A 26,955-nucleotide genomic window follows, 5' to 3' on the forward strand; every position below is an offset into this window, starting at 1 on the left:
CGAGTGTCCGGTGCAAGGTAGCTACAACTATTCTGTGTTGCCGATCACAGCTTCAATGGCATAAATCCCAGCAAAAACCAGCCTGGAATGTGAAAACACACATCCGGCTATTCGCGGGTACAGATACGGTAGCTATGCCCAAGCCACCACCAGCCGGGCTGCGCTCGCCGGCACTGCAAGATCGATTCCCGTCAATTCCTGGAAGCGGTTGAGCCTGTTGAGGATGGTGTTGCGGTGGCAGAACAACTGCTCGGATGTCAGGGTGACGTTGCCGGTGGTCAGGTAGTGCCGCACCGTTTCCAGCAAGCGCTCGCGCTCGCCGCCCTTGCACTCGGCCAAGGCCTCTTCCAGTTCCGCCGCGAGGTCCAGTCCGGCATCCTGCAGATTTTGCTGTGCCAGCCGGGCCCACGCTGAATCCGCGGAGAGCGGCCCGGCGTCGCGCGGCCGGAGCAAGGCGGCTAGGGTTTCCGCTGTCCGGGCAGCCGCGGGCAGTGCCCGAAGCCCGAGAACCTCGGGTACATAACCGCAGGGGACTGTGGAGAGTGCCGCCGGGATGGCGCTCCGGGCTCTTGTGCCGCTGCTCCGGCTAGTAGAAAGCGGCCAGAAGACGTAGGTGTTGCCGCCGGATTCATGGAGGAAAAGCTTGGGCCGTGCGGCGCCCAACCGAGTGACGGCGGATCTCAATTGCGCTCCGGGCTCGCCGCTGGCTGCCACGAGCGCGAAACGTGAGTCCGGGTTGATGCCCAGGGCCGACGCCACTTGCGCCGACGTTTCCAGCGACGGCGTGCTCTGGTTGAAGAGGCGGGCGATGAATTCGCGTTGGATGCTCGATTCTTCCTGTGCCATGCGCACGCGTTCGGTGAGGTAGCTGGTGTGTGTCCGGGTGGCGAACTCGTCCACTACGCGCCACACCTGATCCACCCTGGAGGCGAGCAGCATGGCGTCCTCAGGCTTGGCGATCTCCAGCAGTTCCGCCCAGAGGATCGTGAAGTCCAGGCGCACGGCGGACGTCAGTGATTCCGGTGGAATTCCTGCCCTGGCGCGCTTGGAGCCCAGATCTGAGGCGAAGTCCAGGAGCCCGTCCTGGCTGTTGGGATGCCCGGCCTTGAGTCCGCGGATGAGGCGCCGAAAGGTTTCGCGTGCCGTCTCGGTGATCTCCTGGATGGTCACCTGGCTTTCACCGTACTCGGGGATTTCCCGAACCCGGGTGGTGAAGGCGCGGGCCAATTCGTCCAGTCGACCGTCCAGCTGATCCACGAGTTCGCTCCAGCGGGTACTGAGTCCCGAGGTTTCAACATTGTGCATTCACACATCCTAGCCATCTGTTTGCGTGATGTATCGCTAGTTATTTTGGGAAAAACTACTGGCACTATGGAATGAGTCACTGTGGAGTGAGTCCCCTCACAAGCTATCCACATCATCGTCCCGGATCCCGACACCCGGTCCGTTCGCACTTTTTGGAGCATCAATGGCAAGCACCGTCAGCGGAGCCACGGGCGTTAGCCCATCGGCAGATCGCGTCATCGACGAAAGCGTCACCAAGAAGGTGGCCTTGGCCGCCCTCGTGGGCACGGCGTTGGAATGGTACGACTTCTTCCTCTTCACCACGGCCGCTGCCTTGGTGTTCAACGCCCAGTTCTTCGTCTCGCAGGATCCGTTCGTTGCGGCGATGGGTTCTTTCGCCACGCTGGCGGTGGGCTTCGTTGCCCGCCCGATCGGTGGCTTCATCTTCGGCGCCCTTGGCGACAAGGTGGGCCGGAAGAAAATCCTCATGGTCACGATCGTCGGCATCGGCATTGTCACCGGGCTCATCGGCTTGCTTCCGAACTACATGACCATCGGCCTGGCCGCGCCCATCCTCCTGGTGGCGCTGCGCATTGTGCAGGGGCTCGCCGTCGGTGGCGAGTGGAGCGGCGCGGTGATTATCGCCGTCGAAAATGCTCCCGTGGCCAAGCGCGCCCGCTACGCGGCCCTTCCCCAGGTCGGTTCGCCGATCGGCACCATCCTGTCCTCCGGTGGCTTCTTCGGCATGCTGTTCCTGGTGGGCCAAACCAACTTCGACGCCTGGGGCTGGCGCATTCCGTTCATCGCAGCTATCCCGCTGCTGGCCGTATCCCTGTGGATCCGCAGCAAGCTCAGCGAGTCACCCGAATTCGAAGCCCTCATGGAATCCGGCGAAACAGAGCACGCACCCATCCGCGGCGTCCTGAAGAACAGTTGGCGGCAGATCCTGGTGGGCATGTGCTCGGCCCTCCTGGGCATTGGCGGCTTCTACCTCATCACCAGCTTTGTGGTCTTCTACGGCACCAAGGTCCTCAAGCTGCCCTCCGAGTTGTTGCTCTTGGGCACCCTGCTCGCCGCTGCACTCGAAATCGGCGCCCTCATCTGGGCCGGCCGCCTGGGCGAGAAATTCGGCGCCAGCAAAGTCATCCTTTGGGGTGGCGTTGCCTCGGCCCTTATCGCAGTCCCGGTATTCCTGGCCATCGACAGCCGCAATCCCGTGCTGGTTGTCATGGGCATGATGATCGGCGTGGCTGTTCTTTCCATTCCCTATGCAGTCTCCGGTACTGCCCTCACTGCCCTCTTCGCCACGAAGGTGCGGTACACCGGCGTCGCCATTACCTCCAACACCGCAGGCGTCATCTCCGGCTTCGTGCCACTGATCGCAACGGCCCTGGTGGCCACCAACAACTCCTTCTGGCCTGGCGCCATCATCCTGCTGGTCGTCTCCGCTCTGACGGCACTCTCCGGACTGTTCCTCCCCAGCCTTTCCATCGAAGAAGAAGGAATGAAGCATTGAGCACCACCACCGCCGGCCACCTGATTGTCGGCCAGCTCGAACGGGCAGGCATCAAGCGGGTGTACACCGTTCCCGGTGAGAGCTTCCTTGATGTGTTGGACGGACTGCACGGCTCATCCATCAGCAACGTGGTGGCACGCCAGGAAGGCGGTGCCGGGTTCATGGCCCTTGCCGAAGGTCGGCTGACCGAACTCCCCGGAATCGCCATGGTGACCCGGGGACCGGGTGCGGCGAACGCGTTCATCGCGGTCCACACGGCGTACCAGGATGCCACGCCGCTGATCCTGTTCGTTGGCCTGATCCCGGTAGCGGACCGCGGCAGGGAGTCCTTCCAGGAATTCGATATCAACGCCTGGTTCGGCAGCACCGCAAAGAAGGTGGTCACGCTCGACGACGCCGCCTCCGCCGCCCGGGTAGTGGACGACGCGATCTTCACCGCCCTCAGTGGCCGCCCCGGTCCGGTGGTCATCGGGCTGCCGGAGGACGTGCTGGTGCATGTCGTTGATGACGCCACGGTGGAGCCGCGCACGGTGGCGCGGCCGGAGCCCACCGTCTCGGACCTTGCCGCTTTGAAGCAGAAGCTGGAGAAGGCACGCAAGCCGCTCATCGTCGTCGGCGGCGAAGGTTGGACGCAGGAGTCCGGTGAGCAGCTGGCCTCCTGGGCCAGCCGTCACGGCATCCCGGTGGTGGCGGACTTCCGAGCCTACGACGCCGTTCCGCACCGCAGCGAGGCCTACGCCGGTTTCCTGGGCTACGGCCGCAGTGATGCCAACGCGCAGCGCCTGGATGACGCCGACCTGTTGATTTTCGTGGGCTGCGTCCGCGGCGACGTCCTGTCCGATGGCTACAAGCGTGGGCTCTCCGCCGAGACGGTTGTGGTGAACGCGGATGCCAACCTGTTGGGGCACTTCGGCCGCGTGGATCGGCACATCATTGCCGATGTCACTGCCTTCGCGGCTGCCTTGGCCGACGTCGAGGTCACCGGCGAACGCGAGGAAGGCTGGTTCGCTACCGCCCGAGCCGACTACCTCAAGTTCTCCACGCCAACGCCCGACGGCGGCATCGGCGTCGACCTCGGCGTCGCCATGGAGGTCCTCAAGAAGGAGATGGACGACGACGCCGTCCTCACCTTCGGTGCCGGGAACCACGCCCTGTGGCCCGCGCGCTACTTGGAGCACAACACAGCGAACTCGCTCGCGGCACCGCGCAACGGCGCGATGGGCATGGGCATCCCGGCAGCCGTGGCAGCTTCCCTCGCTTACCCTGGCCGCCAGGTGATCTCGGTTGCCGGCGATGGCTGCTTCATGATGAACGGCCAGGAGATCGCCACGGCCATGGGCTATGGTGCACGGTTCATTGTGCTGGTGGTGGATAACGGCATCTTCGCCACCATCCGGGAGCATCAAGAAGCGCACTACCCGGACCGTCCATCGGGCACGCACATGACCAACCCCGACTTCGCCGCGCTTGCCCGCTCCTACGGCGGCTTCGGGGAACGGGTGGAACGAACGGAGGACTTCGCGGCGGCATTCCGCCGCGCCGTCGACTCCGGCCTGCCCGCCTTGCTGCACCTTCCGCAGGACCCCGCGACGCGTTCGCCCAAGACGTCCAACTAGAGTCAGGACTTTTTTCGTGATTCAGCTTCAGAACATCATCAACGGAGAATCCGTACCCGCCGGGCAGTCGCTCCCGTTTTTCGACCCTGCCACCGGCGAACAGATCGGCACGGCCCCGGACAGTGATACCGCCGTCGTGGATTCCGCCTTCCAGGCCGCCGCCGCAGCGTTCAAGAGCTACAAGCGCACGACGCCGGGCACGCGACAGTCGCTGCTGTTGCAGCTGGCGGACCTCATCGAGGCCAATGTTGACCGGCTACTTGAGGCAGAAGTTGCCTGCACCGGCAAGCCGGCGGCCCTCACCCGCGAGCTCGAAATTCTCCGCGGTGCCGACCAACTCCGCTTCTTCGCAGGAGCCTGCCGGGTGGTTTCTGGAACGGCGCAGACCGAGTACGTCGAGGGATTCTCTTCGACCATCCGGCGGGAACCGATCGGCGTAGTCGCCCAGATTACTCCGTGGAACTACCCGTTTATGATGGCTATTTGGAAGATCGGCCCTGCCTTGGCAGCGGGAAACACCCTGGTCCTCAAGCCTGCCGACACAACCCCGTGGTCCACGGTGGTCCTGGCTGAACTGGCCCAGCAGGTGTACCCGGCGGGTGTCGTGAACGTTGTGTGCGGTGGTCGCGAAGCCGGTGCTGCCATGGTGGACCACGAGATTCCGGAAATGGTGTCCATCACCGGTTCCACCCGGGCCGGTGCCCAGGTCATGTCCGCGGCCTCGAAGACCCTCAAGGATGTCCACTTGGAGCTCGGCGGCAAGGCCCCCGCGGTAGTGTTTGCCGACGTCGATATCCAGCGGACCGCGAGCCAAATCGCGCTGGCCGCCTTCTTCAATGCCGGGCAGGACTGCACGGCGGTAACCCGTGTCCTGGTGCACCAGGACATCCATACCGAATTTGCTGCAGCCCTTGCCGACGCCGCTTCGGCTTTGAAGGTCGGTGAAGACCTCGGTCCCCTCAACAGCGCTGCCCAGTTGGCGCGCGTGGAGGGCTTCATGTCCCGCCTCCCGGCGAATGCCCAGGTCCTGGCCGGTGGCAAGCGGACCGGAACCGGGTACTTCTTCGAGCCGACGGTGATCGACGGCGTTTTCCAGACTGACGAGGTGGTGTGCGACGAGATCTTCGGCCCCGTGCTGACCGTCCAGCCCTTCGCCACGGAAGAGGAGGCCCTGGAACTCGCCAACGGCACCAAGTACGCCTTGGCTTCCAGCGTGTGGTCCGAAAACCATGGTGTGGTGACTCGCGTTTCCAATGAGCTCGACTTCGGAGCGGTGTGGATCAACTGCCACCAGGTGATCCCGGCGGAAGCTCCGCACGGTGGCTTCAAGCATTCCGGCACCGGCAAGGACCTCTCCGTTTTCGGCCTCGAGGATTACACACGCATCAAGTCCGTCACCACGTCACACCGCTAGAAACAGACATGAAACTCGATCTTCTCCTGCGCAACGCAGACATCATCACCATGGACCCGGAGCGGCCCACCGCAAATTCACTGGGCATCTGGAAGGGCCGGATCGTGGGCCTCGACGAGGACGTTGCCGGCCTTGACGCGGTTCAGGTCCTTGACCTCGGCGGGGCCACGGTAACGCCGGGCTTCATCGATGCCCACTGCCACACCACGTGGTTCGGGCTGGGACTCGCGGAGTTGGACGTGTCCGGTGCCCGGGGCCTGGAGGAACTGTATTCGCTGCTACGGGACGCGGTCACGGGCGGCGAGGGTTGGCTCTTCGCCACCGGCTTCAGCCAAACCCAGCACGGCGGGCTCTTCCCGGACATCGTCGAACTGGACAGCATCACGGGGGACCGGCCGCTGTTCATGCGCCACAATTCCGGGCACATGGCAGTGGTCAACACAGCCGCGCTGCGGCTGGCCGGTGCCGAGTCGCCGTCGTTCCCCGATCCCGACGGCGGAGCGATAGTCCGCGACGCGGCGGGACGTCCCACAGGACTCGTCCAGGAGACGGCACAGGAACTCATCCAGCAACTGATCCTGCCGTACGCGCTGGAGGACATCGAGGCCGCACTGGACCGCGCCACCCGGTACTACGCCTCCGAAGGCATCACGAGTTTCACCGAGGCCGGAGTCGGTGGGGGATGGATCGGGCACAGCCCGGCCGAACTCGCCGCCTACCAACGCGCATCTGCCAACGGCCGGCTGCACGCTCGGGCGCAGGTCATGCCCGTGCTCGATGTGTTGCACGGCTTGGACGGGCACAGCGCCGACAGCACCGGGGTAGCTCCCGCCGGTTTGGACCTTGGGATCTGCAGTGGGTTCGGAAATGAGTATTTGTCCCTCGGTCCTGCCAAGGTCTTCCTGGACGGCTCACTCCTCGGAGAGACCGCTGCCGTGAGCCACGAGTTCTGCAGTCACGGCCAGAAGGACAACCGCGGCAACGTCGGCTACTTCCAAGCGGATCCTGCCCAGTTGCGGGAACGCATCGAGTCGGCCTATGCAGGGGGATGGTCGATCGCGGCGCACGCCATCGGGGACAGGGCCATCGACCTGGCGTTGGACATCATCGCCGACTGCGAGGCGAAGTACGGGCCGCGGCGCCTGCCTAACAGGATCGAGCACGCCTCCATGACGCGGCCTGAACAACTCGCCCGGCTTGCCGGGGCAGGTATCGCCGTCACACCGCAGGCCAGCTTCTTCCGCGACGGAGGGGACGGAATGACCGCTTCACTTGGGCCGGAGCGCCTGCCCTGGGCCTACCGCGCAGGGAGCTTCCTCGACGCCGGGGTCACGCTCGCCGGCAGTTCCGACCGCCCTGTCGCGGACGGGAACGTCCTGCGCGGAATGCAGGCGTTCGTGGACCGTCGGACGGCCACAGGGGCGGTGTTCGGCAACCCGGCCGAGCGTCTCACCCCGCTGCAGGCCCTCGCGGCGTACACCAGCGGTGCCGCTGCCGCCACGGGTTCGCTCGCCGAAAAGGGCACGTTGACCACCGGCAAGCTGGCGGACTTCACTGTCTTGTCGGCGTCGCCCTTGGAGGCACCCGACATCAGCCAACTGCGTGTCCTGGCCACCGCCGTCGGAGGCCGCTTCACCTACCAATCAACAGACTTCCATGCCGCGCCGGGGGCACTCGTCCATTCCGGCCAATCCCACCAGAGCAATTAGGGGCGACCATGACTCTCACCACTTCTTTCACCGCCCAGGACACCGCCTTCGTACAGGACTTCCGGACCATGAGCGCGTTTGGTGCCACGGACAACGGCGGCGTGGACCGGCAGGCCGCAACCGTTCCCGATGGCGAACAGCGCCGCTGGCTCACCGGCCTCCTCGAAGAGCACGGCTTCACGGTGAAGTTCGATCGCGCCGGCAACCAGTGGGGCCTCTACGAAGCGGTGCCGGGGGCGCCGTTCGTGGTGGTCGGCTCGCACATGGACTCGCAGCCGACGGCGGGACGGTACGACGGCGCGTATGGCGTCCTGGCTGCTGCCCACGCCGCGTTCCGCTTGGTTGAGCGCTGGAAAGCCGGCGTCGAGGCACCAAAGTTCAACCTCGCCGTCGTCAATTGGTTCAACGAGGAAGGCAGCCGGTTCAAGCCGTCCATGATGGGCTCTTCCGTTTACACCGGCAAGCTGGCACTCGAGGAAGCGCTCAACACCAAGGATGCTGCCGGTATTTCCGTGCGGGACGCGCTGGACGCCATCGGCTGCCGTGGGGATTTCGAGGGGCCCGAAGCCGCTTTCTGCGCCGAGATCCACATCGAGCAAGGCCGCAGCATGGAACGCGAAGGCATCACCATCGGATTGGTCCACTCCAACTGGGCCGCCAACAAGTACGAATTCGTGGTCCATGGCGAGCAAGCCCACACCGGTTCAACAGTGATCGCGGACCGCAAGGATGCCCTGCTGGGCGCCTCGATGCTCGTGGTTGCGGCCCGTGAACTGGCTGACCGTTTCCCCGGCGTCCTGCATACCTCCGTGGGCCAGCTCAACGTCTACCCGAATTCACCCGTAGTGGTGCCCTCCCGTGTGAATCTGCTCCTTGACCTGCGCAGCGCCGACGAGGCTGTGCTGGCCGAAGCGGATGGGCTCCTGCACCAACGGATCGCGGAAATCGAACAACTGGCCAATGTGTCAGTGGAGAAGCATCATTCGCACTCCTGGGCCGTCACACCGTACCAGCCCGAAGGGGTGGAGTTGGCGGCCAAGGTCGCTGCCGACCTGGGCCTGTCCAACAAAGAGGTCATGACGCTCGCCGGGCACGACTCCACGAACATGAAGGACCTTGTTCCTACCGTGATGCTCTTTGTGCCCAGCGTTGACGGGATCTCCCATAACGAGCACGAATACACCACGGACGAGGATATTGTGGCCGGGCTGGCGATGCTCACCGAAGTGGTCCGACGGCTCTGCGCCGGGGCTTTGGAAGGCTAGGCAGCCGTCACCACCACCGACGCCGGCGCCGCTCCACCCGCTGCATCCGGGTTGGCGACGTACAGGACTTCGTCTTCGATCCGGGCGTCGATCCCGGCATCGTGGAGCCGGCCCAGCAGCGGTTCCAGTCCGCCGTCGTACTCGAAAGCGAGATCGCCGGACTCCGCTTCCGCGCCGTGCACCACACGCAGGATGCCGCCGTTCTTGGTGCTGAACGTCGCCGATTCGTCGTCCGACGTCCGCGGACGGGCACCGATGTTGCGGAGTTCCTGGGCGGCATTTACGACGTCGGGACTCACCCAGGTGGCAACCACCGTGAGGGCGGGGTCGGCTTGGCCGGAGGTTGCCCAGGTGCCGTCCGATGCCCGCTTCGCCGGGTCCGCGAGGAAGGTGAAGCCGTCCCGGGCCGTAACCTGGACTGTTTCTCCGTGCGCGGCCTCGGTGACTTCGGCGATGGTGCCGTCCTCGCGGGTCCGGCGCGCAAATTCGTCCAGCACGCCCACTTCCACTGCGAAAACGGTGGCGCCGTCTTCCGACGAGCCGTGGGCCGCCCGGTGCAGGGCGAGGCGACCGGAACCGGCGTCGAACTCCATCCAGTCCTGGTCCGTGGAGGTGGCCACCAGCCCCAACGCCTCAAGCAATTCCGCCCACGGTTCGAGCCGCGAGGTGAAATGGATGGGTCGGGCTCGCAGCATGGCTCCTCCTGGGCTCGTCCGCGGAACTTCCCGCGATTTCGTGGCTTCCGGGTCCAAGCCTATGCCTGGCCGGCGAATTCACAGCAGAATGGGGCCATGCCCATTGAGCTTGCCGAATTGATTGTCAAAGATGCCGATGAGTGGCGGGAATGGTTGTCGCAGCACGCCTCGGACAGCAGGGGCGTATGGCTGGTCCTGCACAAGAAAGGCGGGAACGTTACCGAACTGGACTACGACGCCGCTTTGGACGAGGCACTTTGTTTCGGCTGGATCGACGGGCAAGTCAAGAAGCGCGACGCCGAAAGCTACTTCCAGCGCATGACCCCACGGGGCCCGAAGAGCATCTGGTCAGCACGGAATGTGGGGCACGTTGCGCGCCTGGACGAAGCCGGGAAGATGACCGCCGCGGGCTGGGCCGCCGTCGACGCCGCGAAAGCCGACGGTCGCTGGGAGGCCGCATATGCGGGGCCGGCAACCATCGACGTTCCGGCGGACCTGGCCGCTGCGATCGCCGCAGTACCTGAAGCGCAGGCGATGTTCGAGGTCCTCACCTCGCAGAATCGTTTTGCCCCCATTCACCGCACCAACCTGGTGAAGCGGGCGGAGACCCGGGAGAAGAAAATCGCAGGCTTCGTGGAGATGCTGGCCCGGCACGAAGCCCCGTACCCCCAGCGCAAGAAACCGGCCTAGCGACCCAGTTGGGTGTCAGTCGCCGAAGGGGAACGCTACGCCTTCGCCGACCACGCGCAAGGACAACTCCGTTCCAGGTTTCGTAATCGAGGCGTTCCAGTGGCGGATGGTGATGATCTCCCCGCCGCCCGGGTAGCGGTGGCTGTTACCGGACGCGCTGCCATCGGGTGCACGGTACTCGCCGAGTTTGATGCGGACGGTGGTTTCGGGCCCGAAGTAGTCGGTGTCCACCACGACGCCACGGATGGGTCCATCGGGCGCGATGCGGATCTGCTCGGGACGCAGCATCAACTGGACCTTGCCTTGCGCCGGCGGCCTTCGGACGGGAATTCCGCCCAAGGAACACGTTGCGAGGGAGCCTTCCATCCAGGCATCCAGGAAGACGGCATCGCCGAGGAACTCAGCAGTGGCCCGGTCGGCGGGACGTGTATAGACCACAAAGGGATTGCCGATCTGGGCCAGCTTGCCGCCGCGCATGATGGCCACCTGGTCGGCGAAGGACAACGCTTCGGCCTGGTCGTGGGTCACCAGGATGGTCGTCACGCCTGCATCGTGGAGCACCTTGGCAACGGCGCGTCGGGTAGCCACTCGCAGGCCGGCATCAAGGGCCGAGAAGGGCTCGTCGAGCAGCATAAGCTCCGGCTCCCGCGCCAAAGCCCGAGCCAAGGCAACACGCTGCTGCTGCCCTCCGGACAACTGGTGCGGCCTCCGCTTGGCCATGGCTGCATCGAGGGAGACCATTTCAAGAAGTTCGGCGACGCGGGACTTCACAGCCCGCCGACCGCCGTCGAGCCTGGCAGGGTCCAAGCCGAAAGCGATGTTCTGTCCGACCGAAAGGTGCGGAAACAGCGCGCCGTCCTGTGCCACGTAGCCCACTTGGCGTTTGTGCGCCGGAACCCAAATGCCGCCGCCCGCTACTGGTGAGCCGTCGAGTTTGATCGAACCGGTGTCCGGATGTTCGAAGCCGGCAATCAAACGCAGCAGCGTGGTCTTGCCCGAACCCGAAGGCCCCACGATCGCCGTGGTTCCGCCCTTGGCAACTGAGAGGTTGACGCCCTTGAGTACCGCCTGGGAGCCGAAGTTCTTGGTGACTTCGGAGATGTCCAGGTGCGGGTTGGTGGTGGGCGCAACGGACGGCGCAACCCGCGGGGCTGGGAGTCGGGAAGGGGATTGTTCGGTCACTGTCCGGCAACTTTCTTGGACTGTTGGAAAAGCAGGTAGGTCATGGGCGCCGAGAGCACAATCATCAACAACGCGTAGGGGGCCGCGCCGGTGTAGTCGATTTCGCTGCTCTTGCTCCAGAACTCGGTGGCGAGGGTCTTGGTGCCGTTGGGCGACAACAGGAGCGTTGCGGTGAGCTCGTTGACGATCGCCAGGAACACGAGTGCTGCTCCACCGGCGGCAGCGGGCGCAGAGAGCCGCAGGGTCACGCGGAAGAACGAAACCAGCGGTGCTTTACCGAGGGACTGCGCCGCCTCGTCCAGTTCCTTCGGGGCTTGTGCCAGGCCGGAGCGGATGTTCACCAGGGCGCGCGGGAGGAACAACAGGACGTAGGCCGCGATGAGCACACCGGCCGTCTGGTAGATACCCGGAACTGCCCGGATGCTCACGGTCACGAATGCCAAGCCCACCACGATTCCCGGCAGCGAGCTGGTGACGTAGTTGGACAGCTCGAGCAGCTTGCTGAACCAACTGGGCCGCCGCACTGCCAGGTAGGCCATCGGGAAGGCAACGATGGTGGTCACCAGGGCTCCGACGGCCCCGTAAAGCAGGGTTTGGACCAAGGCAGGGAGGAACTCGTCGGCCGCCCAGATCTCCGAGCCTCCGGCAACCACCCAACGCAGGACGAACCACACCGGAACGCCGAAAGCCAGCACTGTGAGGGCCAGCAACCCCAGCTGGGCCGGGACCAGGTAGGCGCCCAAGGGCAGGCGTGTCGCCTTTGCCTGCGCCCCGGAACCGATGCGGGCGTAGCGGGCGTTGCCGCGGCTCCTGACTTCCAGCACCAACAGGATCAGGCACAGGAATACCAGCACGCTGGCCAGCATGTTGCCGGCAGTGCCGTTGAAGGTCGACTGGAACTGGACCATGATCGCCGTCGTAAACGTATCGAAGCGGATCATTGCAAAGGCGCCGTATTCGGCCAGCAGGTGCAGGGCCACCAGCAGCGCGCCGCCGGACATGGCGATCCGCAACTGCGGCAAGACCACGCGGAAGAAGACGGCCCACGGGCCCAGGCCGAGTGAAGCAGCGGACTGCTCGATCGCAGGGTCCAGCCTGCCCAGTGTCGCGGCCGCGGGGATGTAGACGAGGGGGAAGTACGACAGTGTCGCGATCAGGACGCCGGACCAGATACCTTCCAGCGATGGCACTGCCGAGACCCATGAGTAGCTGTTCACGAACGCCGGGATCGCCAGGGGAGCAGCAAGCGCCACCGCCCACCACCGATGCCCGCGCAGCTTGGTCCGCTCCACCAGCCATGCGCCGCCCACACCCAGGATCAAGCAGGCCGGAACGGTTATGACCGTAAGCAGGATGGTGTTCATCAACAGTTCCGCCACGCGGGGCCGGAAGATGAGTTCGACGGCGGTGTCCCAACCTGTCGCCGCGGTCATGTAGACCACGTAGCCCAACGGCACCAAGGAAAAAAGTGCCGTCAGGACCGCCAACAAGGACACCGTGGAAACGCCGAAAGGCGGGCGAGGGCGCTTGCCCTTGCCCGCCGTCGTCGTGCTTCCCGCCAATTGCGTGCCGGAAGCCTGCAGCTTGGTACTCAATGGGTTACAGCAGTCCTGCCTTGGTCATCAACTCGGTGACCTTGGTGGAGTTGAGCTTGGCCGGGTCCACGGCGGGAGCCTGGAGTTCCTTGATGGGAACCAGCTTCTCGTTGGATTCAACCTGGGAAGCCACTGCGTATTCGAACGAGGTGCCCGTCTTGAGGATCTCCTGGCCCTTCTTGCCCGTGATGAACTTCAGGAAGGCCTGGGCGTCGGCAGCGTGCTTGGAGGACTTCAGGACACCGCCGCCGGAGACGGAAACGAATGCGCCCGGGTCCTGGTTCTTGAAGTAGTACGGCGTGACGTTCTTGGAGTTCTCGCCGGTCTTGGCCTGGTCGCCGTAGTAGTAGTAGTGGTAGATCAGCGCGGCATCGATTTCACCTGCGTTGACTGCCTTCATGGCGGTGCTGTTGCCCTTGTAGGCCTTGAAGTTTTCCTTCATGCCCTTGAGCCATTCCTCGGTGGCGGCCTCGCCCTTGAGCTCAAGAAGCGCGGAAACGATCGCCTGGAAGTCGGCGCCGGTCGGGGAAGCCGCCCACTTGCCCTTCCACTCAGGCTTGGCCAGGTCAAGCATGGACTTGGGGAGCTTGTCGTCGCTGATCTTGTTCTTGTCGTAGACAAACACGGTGGAGCGGGCTGCGATGCCGGTCCACTTGCCCGTCGACGGACGGAATTCGGCGGGGACCTGGTCGATGGTGGCCTTGTCGACGTCGGCAAACAGACCTGCGTTCTCAACCTGCGTCATTGCGGGCGAGTTCTCGGTGAGGAAGACATCTGCCGGGGAAGCGGCACCTTCCTGGACGATCTGGTTGGACATCTCGGTGTCGCCGCCCTGGCGGACGGTGACCTTGATGCCGGTCTCCTTGGTGAAAGCGTCAATCCATTCCTTGGTGAGGCTTTCGTGCTGGGCGTTGTAGACCGTGATGCCGTCGCCGGAGGCTGCTGCGGAATCGGAGGAGGCCGGGGTGCTTGCGTTGGAGCCACAGGCTGCCAGGCCCAGTGCGGCGGTGGCAGCGAGTGCGATGCCTGCCAGCGCGTTCTTGCGGAGCTTCATGGGGACTTCTTTCTGCGAACAGACATGGGGGTTCCAGAACGGGGTTCCGGTTCCTTGCGGGCGTGGGGGATTTGGGGTGCCCGCTCCAGAAAAGCGTAGGTTAGGCAATCCTTCTTTACGAAGCCGAAACGGCCTTAAGTGATCAGGATCACTTCAATTACACAAGTATTGCGTGACGTAATTACCGTGCGGCTCACGTCGCCGGAAGGGTCGCCGCTGCCTCGAAGGTCATCCAGGCCTGCAATTGGGTGGAAAGTTCGACGCCGGCGCCCGGGGGATATGTCTCCGACGCCGGGCGCTGCGGGTCGTAAGAGAAGATGAGGCGGCGCGTTTTGGTTGCAGGCGTGACTTCTTCTTCCCGGCGTCCTGACCAGAAGGCCCCTGCCGTGTTCAGCACCAGTTCGGCCGCAACGGCGCGCGTTGCCTCCGGGAGCCGTTCGTCGCGGGCAGCCAAGGCCAAGTACCGCACCAGGATTCCGGTGAACAGTCCGCCGTCGCCGGTTCCATCACCCCGGACCGCCCCGGTTTCGCCGGGGCCGCCGGTGCCGATCACCGTCAGGTCCCTTGCAACCGCTTCAATAAGTTGCGCCGCGCGCTCCAGGTCCATAGCCTCCCCGAGTTCCAGGAGTGCGCCAAGGATCGGACCCTGGTTGTAGGTGTAGACCGCCGACTCCAGGACCACTTGTCCCTCGCGGATCCGGAGCCCGTCCATGTAGAGGCCGCTTCCGGAATCCAGCAACTTGGCGTTGAGCCAGGCCACCAAGGACCGGGCCTTGTCCCTATGCCCGGTCCTTGCGAAGTACAGGGCGATGGGGGCAGTGGAAGGGGTGTTCTTGAAGTCACGCCCCGTGCTCCAGAACGTGCCGCCGCCGAGGTCTTCGGTGGCAGCAGAATTGAATTGCAGGGTGAGGGACTTGCGGACATACGCGTTGCGGCGCCTGCCGGGGTTGCGTGTTTCCTCGGCCAGCTTTTCCAGCCTCAGCGTGGACAAAGCGAGCCATGCCATGTCGTCGTAAAAGTGGTTGATGAACCTGAAGCGGTTTCGCAACCGGATGGTGGTGACCAGCCGGGAAGCCAGCCTGCCTGCGCTGGGTCGGGAATCGCCGTCGAACTTTCGGCCCGCCGCGAGTTCGCGGCGGCCGGTGTCCACCAGGCAGTCCACATAGTGGGCCTGCCACCAGTAATGCCAGGGCCCGAAGATGCTGCCAGGGCCCTTGGGAACCCTGATGGCCCCCAAGTGCGTGCCCGGCAGGAAGAAGAGGCGCTTTCCGAAGGTGCGCGTTACCGAACGGGCCTCTTGGTCGGCCCGGTCTGCCCAGGGGTTGGATTGCGTTGACGGCTCGGCATTGCTCGGCATGGTCCCAGCCTAGCGTCGGCCCTGGAAGCGCCCCGACCCTTCCGGCGTGCGCCAAATCACAATTTCAGTTAACATGCATTAACGGATTTGGGTCTGCATCGAGGAGGATGGATGGACATCAGGGGCACAGTCGCGTTGGTCACCGGGGGAGCCTCCGGGCTGGGTGCCGCCACCGCAAGGCGGTTATTCGACGCCGGGGCGTCAGTGGTCCTGGTGGACCTGCCGCAATCTGCCGGAGAATCCTTCGCGGCCGAACTGAACGCCGCTTCAGCCGGTCAGAAGGCCGTTTTCTCCGCCGCTGACGTCACTAATGAAGCCCAGGTCCAGGCAGCCGTCGACGCCGCAACTGCTTTGGGCCCCCTGCGCATCGTGGTGAACTGTGCCGGAATCGCCACGCCTGGCAAGGTCCTCGGGCGCGAGGGGGTGCTGCCGCTCGAGGCTTTCAACAGAGTCATCCAGATCAACCTGGTGGGAACATTCAACGTCATCAGGCTGGCCGCGGCCGCGATGGTCGGGAACGATCCCGTAACCACCCGGCTTGGCGGGCCCGAGCGCGGCGTCATCATCAACACCGCCTCCGTGGCTGCCTTCGAAGGTCAAATCGGACAGCCCGCCTACGCCGCATCGAAGGGCGCCGTAGCTGCCATGACCCTGCCGCTGGCGCGTGAATTCGCGCGGTCGCTGATCCGTGTAGCAACCATCGCCCCGGGGATTTTCGAAACCCCCATGATGGCAGGGCTCCCTCCCGCTGCGCAGGAATCCCTTGGCCAACAGGTGCCGCACCCAGCGCGGTTGGGCCGCCCCGACGAATATGCCAACCTCGCCGCCCACATCGTGGAGAACGCCATGCTGAACGGTGAAACCATCAGGCTCGACGGTGCCATCCGCATGGGGCTGAAATGACGGACCTCGGACTGCCCTCCGCGGACTTCTTTGATTTCGAATCGCTGCTCAGCGTGCAGGAGCAGCGGAAACTCAACGAACTCCGGGCTTTCCTCGCCACGGAAATCGCCCCTTATGCGGGTGAGTGGTGGGAGCGGGCCGAGTTTCCGGAACACATCCTGCCCAAGCTCGCAGCGCTCCGGCTCAGCGCACCCGCGCAGCGCGGCTATACGCACCTCTTTGCGGGATTGGTGATCGCGGAGATGACCCGGGTGGACACTTCCATTGCGACATTTTTCATGGTGCACCACGACCTCTTCGTCGAGTCCCTCTACGACTTTGGCAGCGACGCCCAACAGGACCGCTACCTCGACGACGCCTCCAACCTTCGCACCACCGGAGCCTTCGCGCTCACGGAGCCGCTGCATGGTTCAGACGTGGCCGGAGGGATGGAAACCACTGCCCGGCGGGTCGCCAGGGAAACTGCCGACGGCGGCGACTACTGGATCATCAATGGTGCGAAACGCTGGATCGGCAACGGAACGTTCTGCGACTACATGCTGGTGTGGGCAAAGGACGAGGCAGACGGGTCCATCCGCGGCTTCATCGTTGACGCCGGACTGCCCGGCATCAAACGCAGCCGCATCGAACACAAGATCGCGCTGCGAACGGTCCAGAACGCGGACATCGAATTCAACGACGTCCACGTTGCGGAGTCGGACCGTTTCGCGGGAATCAACAGCTTCACCGACACCAACCACCTCCTCCGAGGTTCACGCATCATGGTCGCGTGGCAGGCGGTGGGCCAACAACTTGCGGCGTTCGACGTGGCGCGGCAATACGCTGTGGAACGCCTGCAGTTCGGCAAACCCCTCGCCGGTTTCCAGCTGATTCAGCAGCACTTGGTGGACATGTTGGGAAACGCCGTAGCCAGTATGGGAATGATGGTCCGGATTGCCCAGTTGCAGGAGGGAATTTTCACCGATGCTCAAGGAACCCGGCATGGGGGAGCCGAGATGGCCCAGGTCGCCTTGGCCAAGGCCTACTGCAGCGCCCGCATGCGGGAAACAGTAGCCTTGGGCCGTTCGATCCTTGGTGGGAACGGAATCGTCACCGATTACCGGATGGCCAAGGTTTTCGCGGACGCCGAAGCGATCTTCACCTACGAAGGATCCTACGAGATCAACTCCCTCATCGTGGGGCGCGCTGTCACGGGAGTGTCGGCCATCGTGTGAGTGTTCGTTGCGTGCGGGACGGCTATTCTTCGGGCAGTTTCTCGCCGGCTTCCACCCGCACGTCGATGGAGTTGCCTCGAACCGGCATGGGGCAGGTTCCGTAAGGGGTGAACGCGCTGGGGTAGTTGATCGCACGGTTGAAATCGATCACGACTGATCCGTCAGGACGTGGACGGGGGATAAAGACCTTCCGCCAATCGTCCGTGGTATCGCCGTTGGTTTCGTCGTGGAACGTGACGTTCAGGGCGCCCAGTTTCTCTTCCTCTGCATGGAGCCGGATCGTGTGGGGAACTCCGGGGACCTTGAACACCACTTCTCCCACTGAGCGATGCACACCATCGACCAAGGGGTTTGCGGTACCGATGGGTACGTCCACCGGTTCGTCGTATGCCTCAAACCTGCCCTCGATGACCCATTGGGGGCTGTACTCGTAGGTAGGCACGCCGGTGAATTCCGTGTAGACGGGCGAACCGTTGTCCCGGGTCCTGATCGCGTACTTGTGCGCACGGACGGCCAGTTCCACCACTGTCTGCTTCCCGTCCGCACCCCCGTACTGCACCCAGAGGAGTGATTCCTCGTTTTGGAGGGACTCGGTGAAGGTCCCTACTGCCGGCTCACCCGTGGCCACGAACGTCAGGCCGTCATCAGCAGAGGCCGTCAGAGTTGCGGCGGTGCCGTCGGTTGACCAAAGACCGGGAGCAAGCTCCACGGGGGACGGCTCCTGTTCAAGCCACTGGAACGAGGTGAGCGTGAGCCATCCGTGCTCCGAGGCCAACGCAGAATTCCTGCCCGAGCGAAACCTCTCCCAACGGGCGAGCTGGGCGTCGGCGGCGGTGGTGGGGGCACTCAATGGATTCTCCTCGGCTGGCGCGGAACCGCTTTGGGCGGTTTTCTCACTCCCGTCAACGACGCAGGGTGTAAGTGCATTCCCTAGTGGGCAGTGGGGAGTGCCGACGCTCAGAATGGGGAGGCTCAGACGTGGGGAGGCTCAGAAGTGGGGCGGCTCGCGCTGGCCCCCAATACATGCCAGCGCGAGCCTGTCTAAAGGAGCACCTGGGGTACCGGCCCTTCGGGTACCCCAGGTGGTCGTGGCGGTTCCCGTTAGTGCGAGCGACGCCGTGAAGCAAACCTCGTTGCGGCGAAGGCCAAGAGGGAACCGACTGCCAGGAACCCGACGCCTACGAATATGAACAGCGGGCCGCTGGCTCCGGTGCTGGCAAGCTCATCTGTGGTGGTAGCCGCTGCAGGAGTCGTGGCTGCCCGGCTCGGGGGAGTGACGGGCGCGGACGACGTGGGAGCCGGCGCTGTGACTGCAGGCTTCGACGGTGCCGGAGTGCTGGGGCTCCCCGTAGGGGTTGGTGTTGCCGTCGTGGCACTCGGTGAGGGGGTTGGCGTTGCCGTCGGAGAGGCCGGGGTTGTGCTCGGTGAGGGGGTTGGCGTTGCCGTCGGAGAGGCCGGGGTTGTGCTCGGTGAGGGACTTGGCGTTGCCGTCGGAGAGGCCGGGGTTGTGCTCGGTGAGGGACTTGGGGTTTCACTTGGTGCTGCAGTGCCATCGCCGGTGCCGCTGGCAGTGGTGCGCTTGGTCTCAGCGTCAACGGCGCTCTCGACGCCTGCAATGGTGACTGTGCCGGTGTTGGTGTAGACGTCAAGGGACGAATCGGTAACCTGCGCAACAACGAAGAGCTCGACCCGCTCGTCCTTGGGCAACGCAGCCCAGGTGGCCGTCACTTTATGCGGCGTGCAGTCGATGGCTGCGGGGTACTTGTCGTTCTCCAAGGGATCAGTGAGGTTGCCCGTGGCGTTAACAGTCCTGCCCACGCGGGGGGTTACCTCGTCGCAGTCGATCTCCATGCCGTCTGCAGGGGTGTCTGTGACAACGACGTCATTTTTGTCCGACTGCATGGGCGGCATGTAGATGATGGATTCGAGGCGGGTCTGGTCCGCGTCAGCCCACCACATGGACTTGCCGGCCGATGTTGGAACCGGGGCGCAGTCGCTGGTGCAAGGCTTGATGTCCAGGGGTACGCGGACTACCGACGAACCAACAACGAAGTCCAGTTGGCTGCCCGTATCATCGCCGGGGACCTTGGAGTATTGGGTAGTAAAAGCACAGGTTCCGCCGATATCCAAGGGATGGTCTTTGACGAATTCCGTGAGCGTGAAGACTACAAGCCCGGAATCGTTCGCTACAGCCTTGGCGACTGTATCGCCGCCAGGGCTGTTCAGATCGAAGGACGTCGACCCGAACCAGCGCAGTTGGGGCGGCAATTGCAGTTCAAAGGTATCGCCGGGTTGGGAATGGTCGGGGACGCTCCATTGGCAGGAGAGGTTGACCTGGTCCCATTGGTTGGTGACCACTGATTCAGTGCTGAGGCTGATCTTCGCGTCGACAATGTCCGCGGCATGGGCAGATGCTGCGGACCACACCAGGCCCACGGTCAAGAATAAGGCAGCCAGAAGTGCGGCGGCGGCTGAGGCCGCCTTGAGGTAGGGCTGGTTGTTCATAAAAAGAAGAATCCTTACGTCAGTAACTCTTTTGCCGTCGTAAGATGAGTGACCCTTCCGGAGGCTTTATGACGCGTCGGGCAAAAGCCGGTTTGCTACGGAAGTTCCGGCCAGCGGCCGCTGAAATCCGAGTCCCCGCCCAGCGGGTACAGCGTCATCCGAACGGGAGCCAGGCCGCCGCCGTCGAGCGTTTCTACGGCGGCCCTGCACTCGGCCAGCCGGGAGAGGTTCGCCTCGCACACCTGGAAGACAATATGGATGGCCGAGCTCCGATATGTGGCCATGGCTCCCGTTCCGCTGAGCTGGCTCTGCACAAGCGCTCCAAGCTTTACCAGCAGCGTCCATGCGGGTCCTTGGCCCTCCAAGTGCCCGGGCAGCCCGATGATCGCCATTGCGTGGGCCTCGGCAGCGCCGGGCGAAGCTTCGGAGAGTTCGTGAAGATGCCTTTGGAAATGAGCCTGCGTGGCCAAACCGGTGTAGACATCAGTGCAGGATATGGGCGGCAAAGTTTCCGCGCCTTCGGCCCAGCCCTCAGCGAGTGACTGCAAGGCATCGATGTCCAGGTTCCGGTCGGCAGCGGCGAACAATGCCCGGAAATCGGACATGGTTTCGCTGATGCCGACGCCGTTCCTTGCCCTGGCGGCCCCCAGGGACTTGGCCGTGGGCGCCGGAACCGTCGAGGCCGTGGCAAAGCTCCTGACCACTGTCCGCACCTCGGGCAAGAACCAGTCCGCCCTGAACCGCCACCCTTGTTCGAAACTGGCGGTCTGCCAGCGGCGCAGGAGAAGGTGCCGCGAGAATGTGCAGTCGGCCATTGGGGGTGTCCGGAACCTGGTCATACCGGAACAGTGCGTCGGTCTGCTAATTCATGACGACGCGCGAAGCAGCAAGAATTCATAAAAAGCTTGTAGAAACCGGCGTCATGAGTCTCCACCGCCCGTCACTCCGTTTGTATGGGCACAATTTATTCGCACGCGGGGACGCCGTAGATGGCGCCGAAGACTCACAACCACAGGAAGGCCGACGCTGAGGTCAGCGATGGCGATCTGATTGCGTTGGTGCGCGGCGGGGACACAGCCGCGTTCGATGGCTTGTACGAGCGGCACATCTCCATTGCTTCCACCGTCGCCAGACGCAATGTGGACAACCCCAGCGACGCGGAGGACATCGTGTCCGAGGCCTTCCAGTCGGTTCTGCAAAGCCTCGTGGCAGGCAAAGGCCCTGACAACTTCTTCCGCGCTTACCTGTTGTCAACCGTGACCCGGCTTTCCCACCACAGGAACCGGAAAGCAGGCAGGACCCTGCCCAGCGGCGACGATTCGTCCCTGGACCATGCCGTGGGCGAGCCCGATGCGGTGGTGAAGGCCTTCGAATCGCACGCCGTGGCCAAGGCGTTCCGGATGTTGCCGGAGCGCTGGCAGGCGGTCTTGTGGTACCTCGACGTGGAACGCATGAAGCCTGCCGCGGCCGCCCCGCTGTTGGGGCTGTCCGCCAATGCCGTCTCCGCGCTGGCCCTTCGGGCGCGGGAAGGCCTGCGCCGGCAATACCTCCAATGCCACGTATCCGGGGAGAGGGACGCCGAGTGCGCCGAGTATGTGGCCAAGCTTGGCAGTTTCATCAGAGGCGGACTTTCCGGCCCCGCGGCCCGTAAAGTCCGGTCCCACCTGGATGACTGCGCAAAGTGCACCGCCGTCCTGGCTGAGCTCAAGGACGTCGAGGGGAGCATGAAGGCAGTGCTCCTTCCATTGGTGACAGGGGTGACGGCTGCCGCTTGGGCGGGCAGCGGTTCGGGGCTGGGTATTATCGGCGGCCTGGCCCCGGTCAAAGCGGCGGTCATGGCGCCGCTCCTCGCCCAGCCCGTAGCCGCATCCATCGCTGCCGCAGCGGCAGTGGGCCTGGTCCTCGGTGCGGCCGGATTAGTGGACCGGGTATCGCCCAGTCCTTCCGCCGACCAGAGGACTGTCCAAACCGCTCCCGTGCCTGTAGAAGTCCTGGGTACACCATCGCCGTCGGACACTCCGGCTCCGGTGGAATCCCAAGGACCAACCGTTGCAGCTCCGCCGCCGGATGAGACGCAGCAGCCGGCAGCGCCGGAGCAGGCAGCAACGCCGGAACCCGCGCCGGTGGACCCAACACCTGCGGCCCCGGTCCCTCCCGTGCCGCCGGCCACAAGTCCGGAGCCTGCTCCTGACCCCACCCACGGCCGGCCCAATCGAGGAACAAAGCCGGGAACCGTGACGGCGACCGTCGGACAGTCCAGAGGCGGAAGTCCGGGAACCACCCCTCTGCGAATCGAATTTGCCGTTTCCGGTTCCGAGCCTTTGGGAGAAGCCGAAGCCGCTTTCTCGGCGCCTGCCGGGGCGAGGATTATCGGCGGCACAATCGAGGCACCTGATGGGTGGTCGTGTTCCGTGGAAAACTCGTCCAAGGCCGTTTGCAGGACCAAGGCGCTGCGACGGGAAGAACTGCACTTCCATCTGACGCTCGAGTCACGTCATCGCAGGGATGATTCCCTGACCTATCGCCTGGACGGCGCAGGCATCGCCTCAAAGCAGTTTGTCTACGACTTTTGACGCTGCGGTGAAAGCCGGATCACAAAGCCCAAGGCATCACGAAGCTTCCGTCGGTGCCACTCACTCCATGCATGCCCCGGAGGCGGGCAGCGCGGAATATCCACGTATTTTTAGGGGTGAAATGAAGGCAACCTTGTTTGCCATTGCCGGCACACTCGGAGCGGTGGCAGTGGCTTGGGCCTTGTTCCCGGTTGGCAGGGATTGGTTCGTTCGCAGGCTCAGGTCACCGCATCGCTTGCGATGGATCACAGCGGCACTGGGGACTGTGCTGTTGGTCTCGCTGATCGCATGCATGCTGAGTCCTGAATATCTGGGTTGGTGTGTGGCTTTCATACTCCTCAGTGGTGCCGGGCTGGTTGTGGGTTTCCTTGTGGCACCAACATTGAGAATTGACCATGCCATGGCGGCGCAACCGCGGAAGGTTCTTGCCATCGGCGCCCATCCCGACGATCTTGAGTTGGCGTGCGGTGCCACGCTGGCCAAACTCGCGGATGCGGGCCACGAAGTCCGGGCAATGGTGATGAGCGCCGGCAGCAAGGGTGGCGACAGCAACGTCCGCGTGACAGAGGCTTCCACGGGTTCGGAGTTCATGGGAGTCGCAGAAGTCTTGGTCCATGATTTCCACGACACGAATCTGTCCCAGCATGGCCAGGAAATGGTGCAGGCCATCGAGGCCTTCATCAAGGACTTCCAACCGGATGTAGTGATGACCCATTCGGGCCACGACTACCACCAGGACCACCAAGCCGTTTACAGTGCCACGATGCGCGCAGCGCGCCATCACCCTTCCATCCTGTGTTTCGAGAGCCCCTCCGCCACCCGGCAGTTCAATCCAAGTGTGTTTGTGGACATTGCCGGCTACGTGGACGTAAAAATCCACGCGGTCTCCATGCACAAGGACCAGAAGGGGAAGCCCTACATGAGCGCCGAAAGGGTCCGCAGTCTGGCGGCCTTCCGGGGCTCCCAGGCCAAGAAATCCTACGCAGAGGGCTTCGAACCGGTCCGCCTGCTCGGTTCGGCAGTAGGAGAGTTCTGATGGCGCGTTTCCTGGTGACGGGCGTTGGCGGCCCGGCGGGCGGCTCTCTTGCCACCCAGTTGCGCGCCCGGGGGCATTGGGTTCTTGGGGCGGATATGCAGGCCGTGGAACCCGGACGAGCCGACAGCGTGGCGCAGGTGTCCCGGGCCGATGCGCCGGAATATCTCTGGGAGTTGAGGGGGCTGATCGCCCAACATGGCGTAAACGTGCTGGTCCCAACCGTCAGCGACGAACTGGTCCTGATTTCGGAGGCCAGGGACGACCTGGCTCCGGGGGTGGACGTGGTGGTGGCCGATCCGGCGCCGGTCCGGATCGCAAACGACAAGTTCCACACCATGACCTGCCTCGGTAATGCCGGTCTGGGCGTTCCCAACTTCGGGTTGCCCAGCAGCTTTGGGTCCGTAGAGGAAGCCATGGACGCACTTGGCGGACCCGTGGTGGTCAAGCCGCGTGTTTCACGCGGGGGTCGTGGTGTGCGCGTCTTGGAGCGGCTGGCGGACCGGGGCAGGAACGCTGCTCGGGTGTGGGCCACGTTGAACGACGACTGGATTGTCCAGCGCTTTGCATCGGGGACCGAGTACGCCCCGGTTGTCCACGGGAACGGGACGGAGGTGGACACCGTGGTGGTCTTGGAAAAGACCGAGCTGAAGGAGGGGCGCGTGGGGAACGCGCTGTCCGTACGGCGTAGTGAGGCCCCGTTGGACCGGGACGTTGCGCTGCTGGCCGTTTCGGCTGCCGGCGCCCTCGGGCTGCGGGGTCCGGTTGATATGGACATCAGGCGGATGCCCGACGGAACTCCGGTGGTGCTGGAAGTGAACGCACGGTTCGGAGCAAACAGCGCGCACGCGCCGGAACTCCTTGACGCCGTGCTTCGGGTGCACGCGCCTGACGGTGTTCCGGGAAGGACCGAGTGACTCTTATCGATTTTGCCCTCGCGTTCGTCGAAGTCGGTGGCGTGACCATCCTGGGTTTCGGCGCAATCAAGGCGCTGTACATTCCCTTGGCGCTTTACTTCAACCGCGTTCATCGTCCCCGGAAGGCAAAGCACAGGTACTCGGTCATCAGCGGTAATCCCTTGGTCTCGGTGATTGTTCCGGGCTACAACGAGGCCGTAGTCATCACCAATTGCGTGGAATCGATCCTGGCAAGCCGATATAAGCGACTGGAGGTCATCTTGGTGGACGACGGCTCAACGGATTCCACCGCGGAAATTATGGGTGGACTTGCTGATCGGCATGAACGCGTGCAGTTCATCAGCAGGGCGAACGCGGGCAAAGGGGCGGCCCTCAATACCGGCATAGGCGCGGCTCGCGGCGACATCCTGATGTTCGTGGACGCGGATGGAATTTTTGCCGCTGACACCTTGATGCACATGCTGCAGGGCTTCGACCACCCAAAGGTAGGCGCAGTGTGCGGGGATGATCGCCCGGTTAACCTCAACAGGATCCAGACCAGGATGCTGGCGGTACTGAGCCATGTGGGAACCGGGCTTGTTCGACGTGCTCTGTCGCTCATGCACTGCCTGCCTATCGTTTCGGGAAACATCGGAGCCTTCAGGGCGGATCTGGTGCGCGAGCTTGGAGGCTTTCACGAGGCAACCCTGGGCGAGGACCTGGAACTGACGTGGCGCGTGTACAAGGCTGGCTACCGCGTCAATTTCCAGCCAAAAGCCCTTGTCTACGCGGAGTCCCCCTCCACCATGGGTGGTCTGTGGCGTCAGCGGGTGCGGTGGTCGCGGGGGCTCGTCCAGACCTTGCGGTTGCACTTTGGCATGCTCGGAAGCACCAAGTACGGCCCGTTCGGGCTATTCCTCGTTTTCAACTCAATCACCATGGTGTTGATCCCCATACTGCAACTGGCTGTGCTGGCCGTTCTGCCTTTCCTGTACATCGCCGGCCGGGGACCCGTTCCAGGAGACGTGCTGGCCATCCTGGGATGGCTGGGCCTGTTCGTGTCTTTCCTGCTGATCGTTTTTTCGCTCGGACTGAACGGTTCCTGGCGCGACGCCCGGTTTCTGTGGACCGTGCCCCTTTGGCCGCTCTACTCGGTCTTTGTGGGGCTTGCACTTGCCAGCGCCATAGCCAAGGAGGTGCGCGGCGCCCCAGCACGCTGGAACAAACTGCAGCGAACCGGGGTGGTCTCGGTGGCCGCACTCGAAACGGACGCCACTGGAGGTGCCCCGGCTTGAGCCGCGTAGTGATTCCTGCGCTGCTCATCATCGGGCTCTCCGCAGCTTCCACTTCCCTGGCGCTCTCGGCAGATTCTGCCGAAAGGGCACCCAGGCCTGCCGACCGCATGGTGAACCTGGGTTTCGAGGACATCGTCAACAACGATCCGGGCCACTTGCCAGAACTCGCCCGGCGTCTGGACTCCGTGGATGCGACTGCGGTCTCGATTTCCGTTGGACGGACGGACTGGACGGCATTTCCTTCCTCAAGCGGGTCGGCAGCATCCACAACCCCGGAAAGCACGGGTCGTGACTTCGTGGCCGAGGCAATCGCTGCCGTGGGAACATCCGGCAATGGCGTCAAGCGGGACATCATCCTGACCATAGACGTTCTTCTGGACAGGACCCTGCGGGACGATCCCTCCTTGGCGGGTCGCGATATAGCCGGAAAGGCCTCCGGAAGCTTCGCCAGCGTCTCAGCGCTGCGCAACGGCAAGGCCGGCTCGCGTTTGGTGGCGATGGCTTCGGAAGTGGCCGAAAGGTACCACCCGCTTGCGGTAGACGTGACGGAACTGATGTTCGACGATTTCGTTTTCGGTGCTGATGATTTGAAGGATTTCAAGGCCACAACAGGCCTGGAGGACTGGCCGCGTCTGGGCAACGGCTCGATCGATGCAAGCGACCCGCATTTGCGGACTTGGCGCTGCGAGGCGGTGGCGGACATCGCCCGTCAGGTGAGTGCCGCCGTCGAGCCCTTTGGGGTGCGGACCGAGATGGACGTGCGTTCACCGAAGACCTCGGCCTCTGCTGACCGGGCAGACAGCGGACACGACTACGACCTGCTCCTGAAACAGGTTAGCCGCCTTCATGTCTGGCAGTACGTGGGATTGAATGACGAACGGGCGCCGGAGACGGAAGCTTTGGTGCGGGCGCTGGACGAGCGTGCGGGCTCGCGGATTTCCATGTCCTTGGGACTGTGGGCCAATGACGGGACGATTTCCGCCAAGACCTTCGGCGATGCCTTGAAGGAGGCCGCAAAGGGCGGTGCGACGTCAATTTCCGTGACTCCTGCAAGCCTCATGAGCGATGACCATTGGGAGGTGCTTAGGAAGGCCTGGGCGGGGTAGCCACGCCTGAGGTACTCGCAGTTGCCGGAATTTGAGACACATTCCACAGCTCG

22 protein-coding genes are annotated in these 26,955 nt (G+C 63.9%); 13 read left to right on the forward strand and 9 right to left on the reverse strand.

Going from position 1 to position 26,955, the window contains the following annotated elements; translation table 11 throughout:
* Positions 1-132: 132 nt before the first annotated feature.
* A complete protein-coding gene (locus ACIPY2_RS11050; RefSeq protein WP_400266428.1) occupies positions 133-1,305 on the reverse strand; it encodes a PucR family transcriptional regulator in 1,173 nt (390 codons plus the stop codon).
* 163 nt (positions 1,306-1,468) lie between these two features.
* Between ACIPY2_RS11050 and ACIPY2_RS11055 the strand changes: the two genes are divergently transcribed.
* Genes ACIPY2_RS11055 through ACIPY2_RS11075 form a run of 5 tightly spaced genes read left to right on the forward strand, consistent with a single transcriptional unit; the run spans position 1,469 to position 8,804 of the window.
* Positions 1,469-2,800: an MFS transporter gene (locus ACIPY2_RS11055; protein WP_400266429.1), complete on the forward strand. Its 1,332-nt coding sequence runs from the start codon at positions 1,469-1,471 to the stop codon at positions 2,798-2,800.
* Positions 2,797-4,416: a thiamine pyrophosphate-dependent enzyme gene (locus ACIPY2_RS11060; RefSeq protein ID WP_400266430.1), complete on the forward strand. Its 1,620-nt coding sequence runs from the start codon at positions 2,797-2,799 to the stop codon at positions 4,414-4,416. Before ACIPY2_RS11055 ends, ACIPY2_RS11060 begins: the two co-directional genes overlap by 4 nt.
* 16 nt (positions 4,417-4,432) lie before the next feature.
* A complete protein-coding gene (locus ACIPY2_RS11065; protein WP_400266431.1) occupies positions 4,433-5,830 on the forward strand; it encodes a gamma-aminobutyraldehyde dehydrogenase in 1,398 nt (465 codons plus the stop codon).
* A gap of 8 nt (positions 5,831-5,838) precedes the next feature.
* Entirely contained in the window at positions 5,839-7,539 is a 1,701-nt protein-coding gene (locus tag ACIPY2_RS11070; protein ID WP_400266432.1) for an amidohydrolase, read from the forward strand.
* A gap of 8 nt (positions 7,540-7,547) precedes the next feature.
* Entirely contained in the window at positions 7,548-8,804 is a 1,257-nt protein-coding gene (locus tag ACIPY2_RS11075) for a M20 family metallo-hydrolase (RefSeq protein WP_400266433.1), read from the forward strand.
* On the opposite strand, the gene ACIPY2_RS11080 is transcribed toward ACIPY2_RS11075, so the two are convergent.
* A complete protein-coding gene (locus ACIPY2_RS11080; RefSeq protein ID WP_400266434.1) occupies positions 8,801-9,499 on the reverse strand; it encodes a hypothetical protein in 699 nt (232 codons plus the stop codon). The two genes, ACIPY2_RS11075 and ACIPY2_RS11080, sit on opposite strands and share 4 nt — an antisense overlap.
* 96 nt (positions 9,500-9,595) lie before the next feature.
* On the opposite strand from ACIPY2_RS11080, the gene ACIPY2_RS11085 reads away from it, so the two are divergent.
* Positions 9,596-10,189 carry a YdeI family protein gene (locus ACIPY2_RS11085; protein ID WP_400266435.1) on the forward strand — a complete coding sequence of 198 codons (594 nt, stop codon included), beginning with the start codon at positions 9,596-9,598 and terminating at the stop codon, positions 10,187-10,189.
* A gap of 15 nt (positions 10,190-10,204) precedes the next feature.
* Here ACIPY2_RS11085 and ACIPY2_RS11090 read toward each other — a convergent pair whose 3' ends face one another.
* The 4 genes from ACIPY2_RS11090 to ACIPY2_RS11105 all read right to left on the reverse strand — a co-directional run bounded on the left by ACIPY2_RS11090 (position 10,205) and on the right by ACIPY2_RS11105 (position 15,377).
* On the reverse strand, positions 10,205-11,371 hold the full coding sequence (locus ACIPY2_RS11090) for an ABC transporter ATP-binding protein (RefSeq protein ID WP_400266436.1): 1,167 nt from the start codon (positions 11,369-11,371) through the stop codon (positions 10,205-10,207).
* On the reverse strand, positions 11,368-12,966 hold the full coding sequence (locus tag ACIPY2_RS11095) for an ABC transporter permease (RefSeq protein ID WP_400266437.1): 1,599 nt from the start codon (positions 12,964-12,966) through the stop codon (positions 11,368-11,370). Before ACIPY2_RS11095 ends, ACIPY2_RS11090 begins: the two co-directional genes overlap by 4 nt.
* Before the next feature lie 4 nt (positions 12,967-12,970).
* A complete protein-coding gene (locus tag ACIPY2_RS11100; protein WP_400266438.1) occupies positions 12,971-14,020 on the reverse strand; it encodes an iron ABC transporter substrate-binding protein in 1,050 nt (349 codons plus the stop codon).
* Between the two features lie 193 nt (positions 14,021-14,213).
* Positions 14,214-15,377, reverse strand: coding sequence for a glycoside hydrolase family 76 protein (locus ACIPY2_RS11105; protein WP_400266439.1), 1,164 nt, complete (start codon positions 15,375-15,377; stop codon positions 14,214-14,216).
* A gap of 111 nt (positions 15,378-15,488) precedes the next feature.
* Here ACIPY2_RS11105 and ACIPY2_RS11110 point away from each other — a divergent pair, with 111 nt between their 5' ends.
* Both ACIPY2_RS11110 and ACIPY2_RS11115 read left to right on the forward strand, forming a co-directional pair.
* Positions 15,489-16,280 (forward strand): SDR family NAD(P)-dependent oxidoreductase, encoded by a 792-nt coding sequence (locus ACIPY2_RS11110; protein ID WP_400266440.1) that lies wholly within the window; start codon positions 15,489-15,491, stop codon positions 16,278-16,280.
* Positions 16,277-17,494, forward strand: coding sequence for an acyl-CoA dehydrogenase family protein (locus ACIPY2_RS11115; RefSeq protein ID WP_400266441.1), 1,218 nt, complete (start codon positions 16,277-16,279; stop codon positions 17,492-17,494). The genes ACIPY2_RS11110 and ACIPY2_RS11115 overlap by 4 nt, the downstream gene beginning before the upstream one ends.
* A gap of 22 nt (positions 17,495-17,516) precedes the next feature.
* Here the strand turns inward: ACIPY2_RS11115 and ACIPY2_RS11120 are convergent, their stop codons facing one another.
* From ACIPY2_RS11120 to ACIPY2_RS11130, 3 genes are all read right to left on the reverse strand, one after another.
* Complete coding sequence (locus tag ACIPY2_RS11120; RefSeq protein ID WP_400266442.1) at positions 17,517-18,344, reverse strand: DUF1684 domain-containing protein; 828 nt, start codon at positions 18,342-18,344, stop codon at positions 17,517-17,519.
* Between the two features lie 251 nt (positions 18,345-18,595).
* A complete protein-coding gene (locus ACIPY2_RS11125) occupies positions 18,596-19,999 on the reverse strand; it encodes an Ig-like domain-containing protein (RefSeq protein ID WP_400266443.1) in 1,404 nt (467 codons plus the stop codon).
* Positions 20,000-20,094: 95 nt separating this feature from the next.
* Positions 20,095-20,814, reverse strand: coding sequence for a hypothetical protein (locus ACIPY2_RS11130; protein ID WP_400266444.1), 720 nt, complete (start codon positions 20,812-20,814; stop codon positions 20,095-20,097).
* A gap of 174 nt (positions 20,815-20,988) precedes the next feature.
* Between ACIPY2_RS11130 and ACIPY2_RS11135 the strand changes: the two genes are divergently transcribed.
* From ACIPY2_RS11135 to ACIPY2_RS11155, 5 genes are all read left to right on the forward strand, one after another.
* On the forward strand, positions 20,989-22,572 hold the full coding sequence (locus tag ACIPY2_RS11135) for a sigma-70 family RNA polymerase sigma factor (RefSeq protein ID WP_400266445.1): 1,584 nt from the start codon (positions 20,989-20,991) through the stop codon (positions 22,570-22,572).
* Between the two features lie 121 nt (positions 22,573-22,693).
* Positions 22,694-23,608 carry a PIG-L deacetylase family protein gene (locus tag ACIPY2_RS11140; RefSeq protein WP_400266446.1) on the forward strand — a complete coding sequence of 305 codons (915 nt, stop codon included), beginning with the start codon at positions 22,694-22,696 and terminating at the stop codon, positions 23,606-23,608.
* Positions 23,608-24,522, forward strand: a complete 915-nt coding sequence (locus ACIPY2_RS11145; protein WP_400266447.1) for an ATP-grasp domain-containing protein — start codon at positions 23,608-23,610, stop codon at positions 24,520-24,522. Before ACIPY2_RS11140 ends, ACIPY2_RS11145 begins: the two co-directional genes overlap by 1 nt.
* Entirely contained in the window at positions 24,519-25,796 is a 1,278-nt protein-coding gene (locus tag ACIPY2_RS11150) for a glycosyltransferase (RefSeq protein ID WP_400266448.1), read from the forward strand. The genes ACIPY2_RS11145 and ACIPY2_RS11150 overlap by 4 nt, the downstream gene beginning before the upstream one ends.
* On the forward strand, positions 25,793-26,902 hold the full coding sequence (locus tag ACIPY2_RS11155) for a hypothetical protein (protein WP_400266449.1): 1,110 nt from the start codon (positions 25,793-25,795) through the stop codon (positions 26,900-26,902). Before ACIPY2_RS11150 ends, ACIPY2_RS11155 begins: the two co-directional genes overlap by 4 nt.
* The last annotated feature ends 53 nt before the right edge of the window (positions 26,903-26,955 follow it).

Origin of the sequence: Paenarthrobacter sp. NPDC089675 (assembly GCF_044749185.1) — a bacterium.
In the GTDB taxonomy this organism is placed as follows: domain Bacteria; phylum Actinomycetota; class Actinomycetes; order Actinomycetales; family Micrococcaceae; genus Arthrobacter.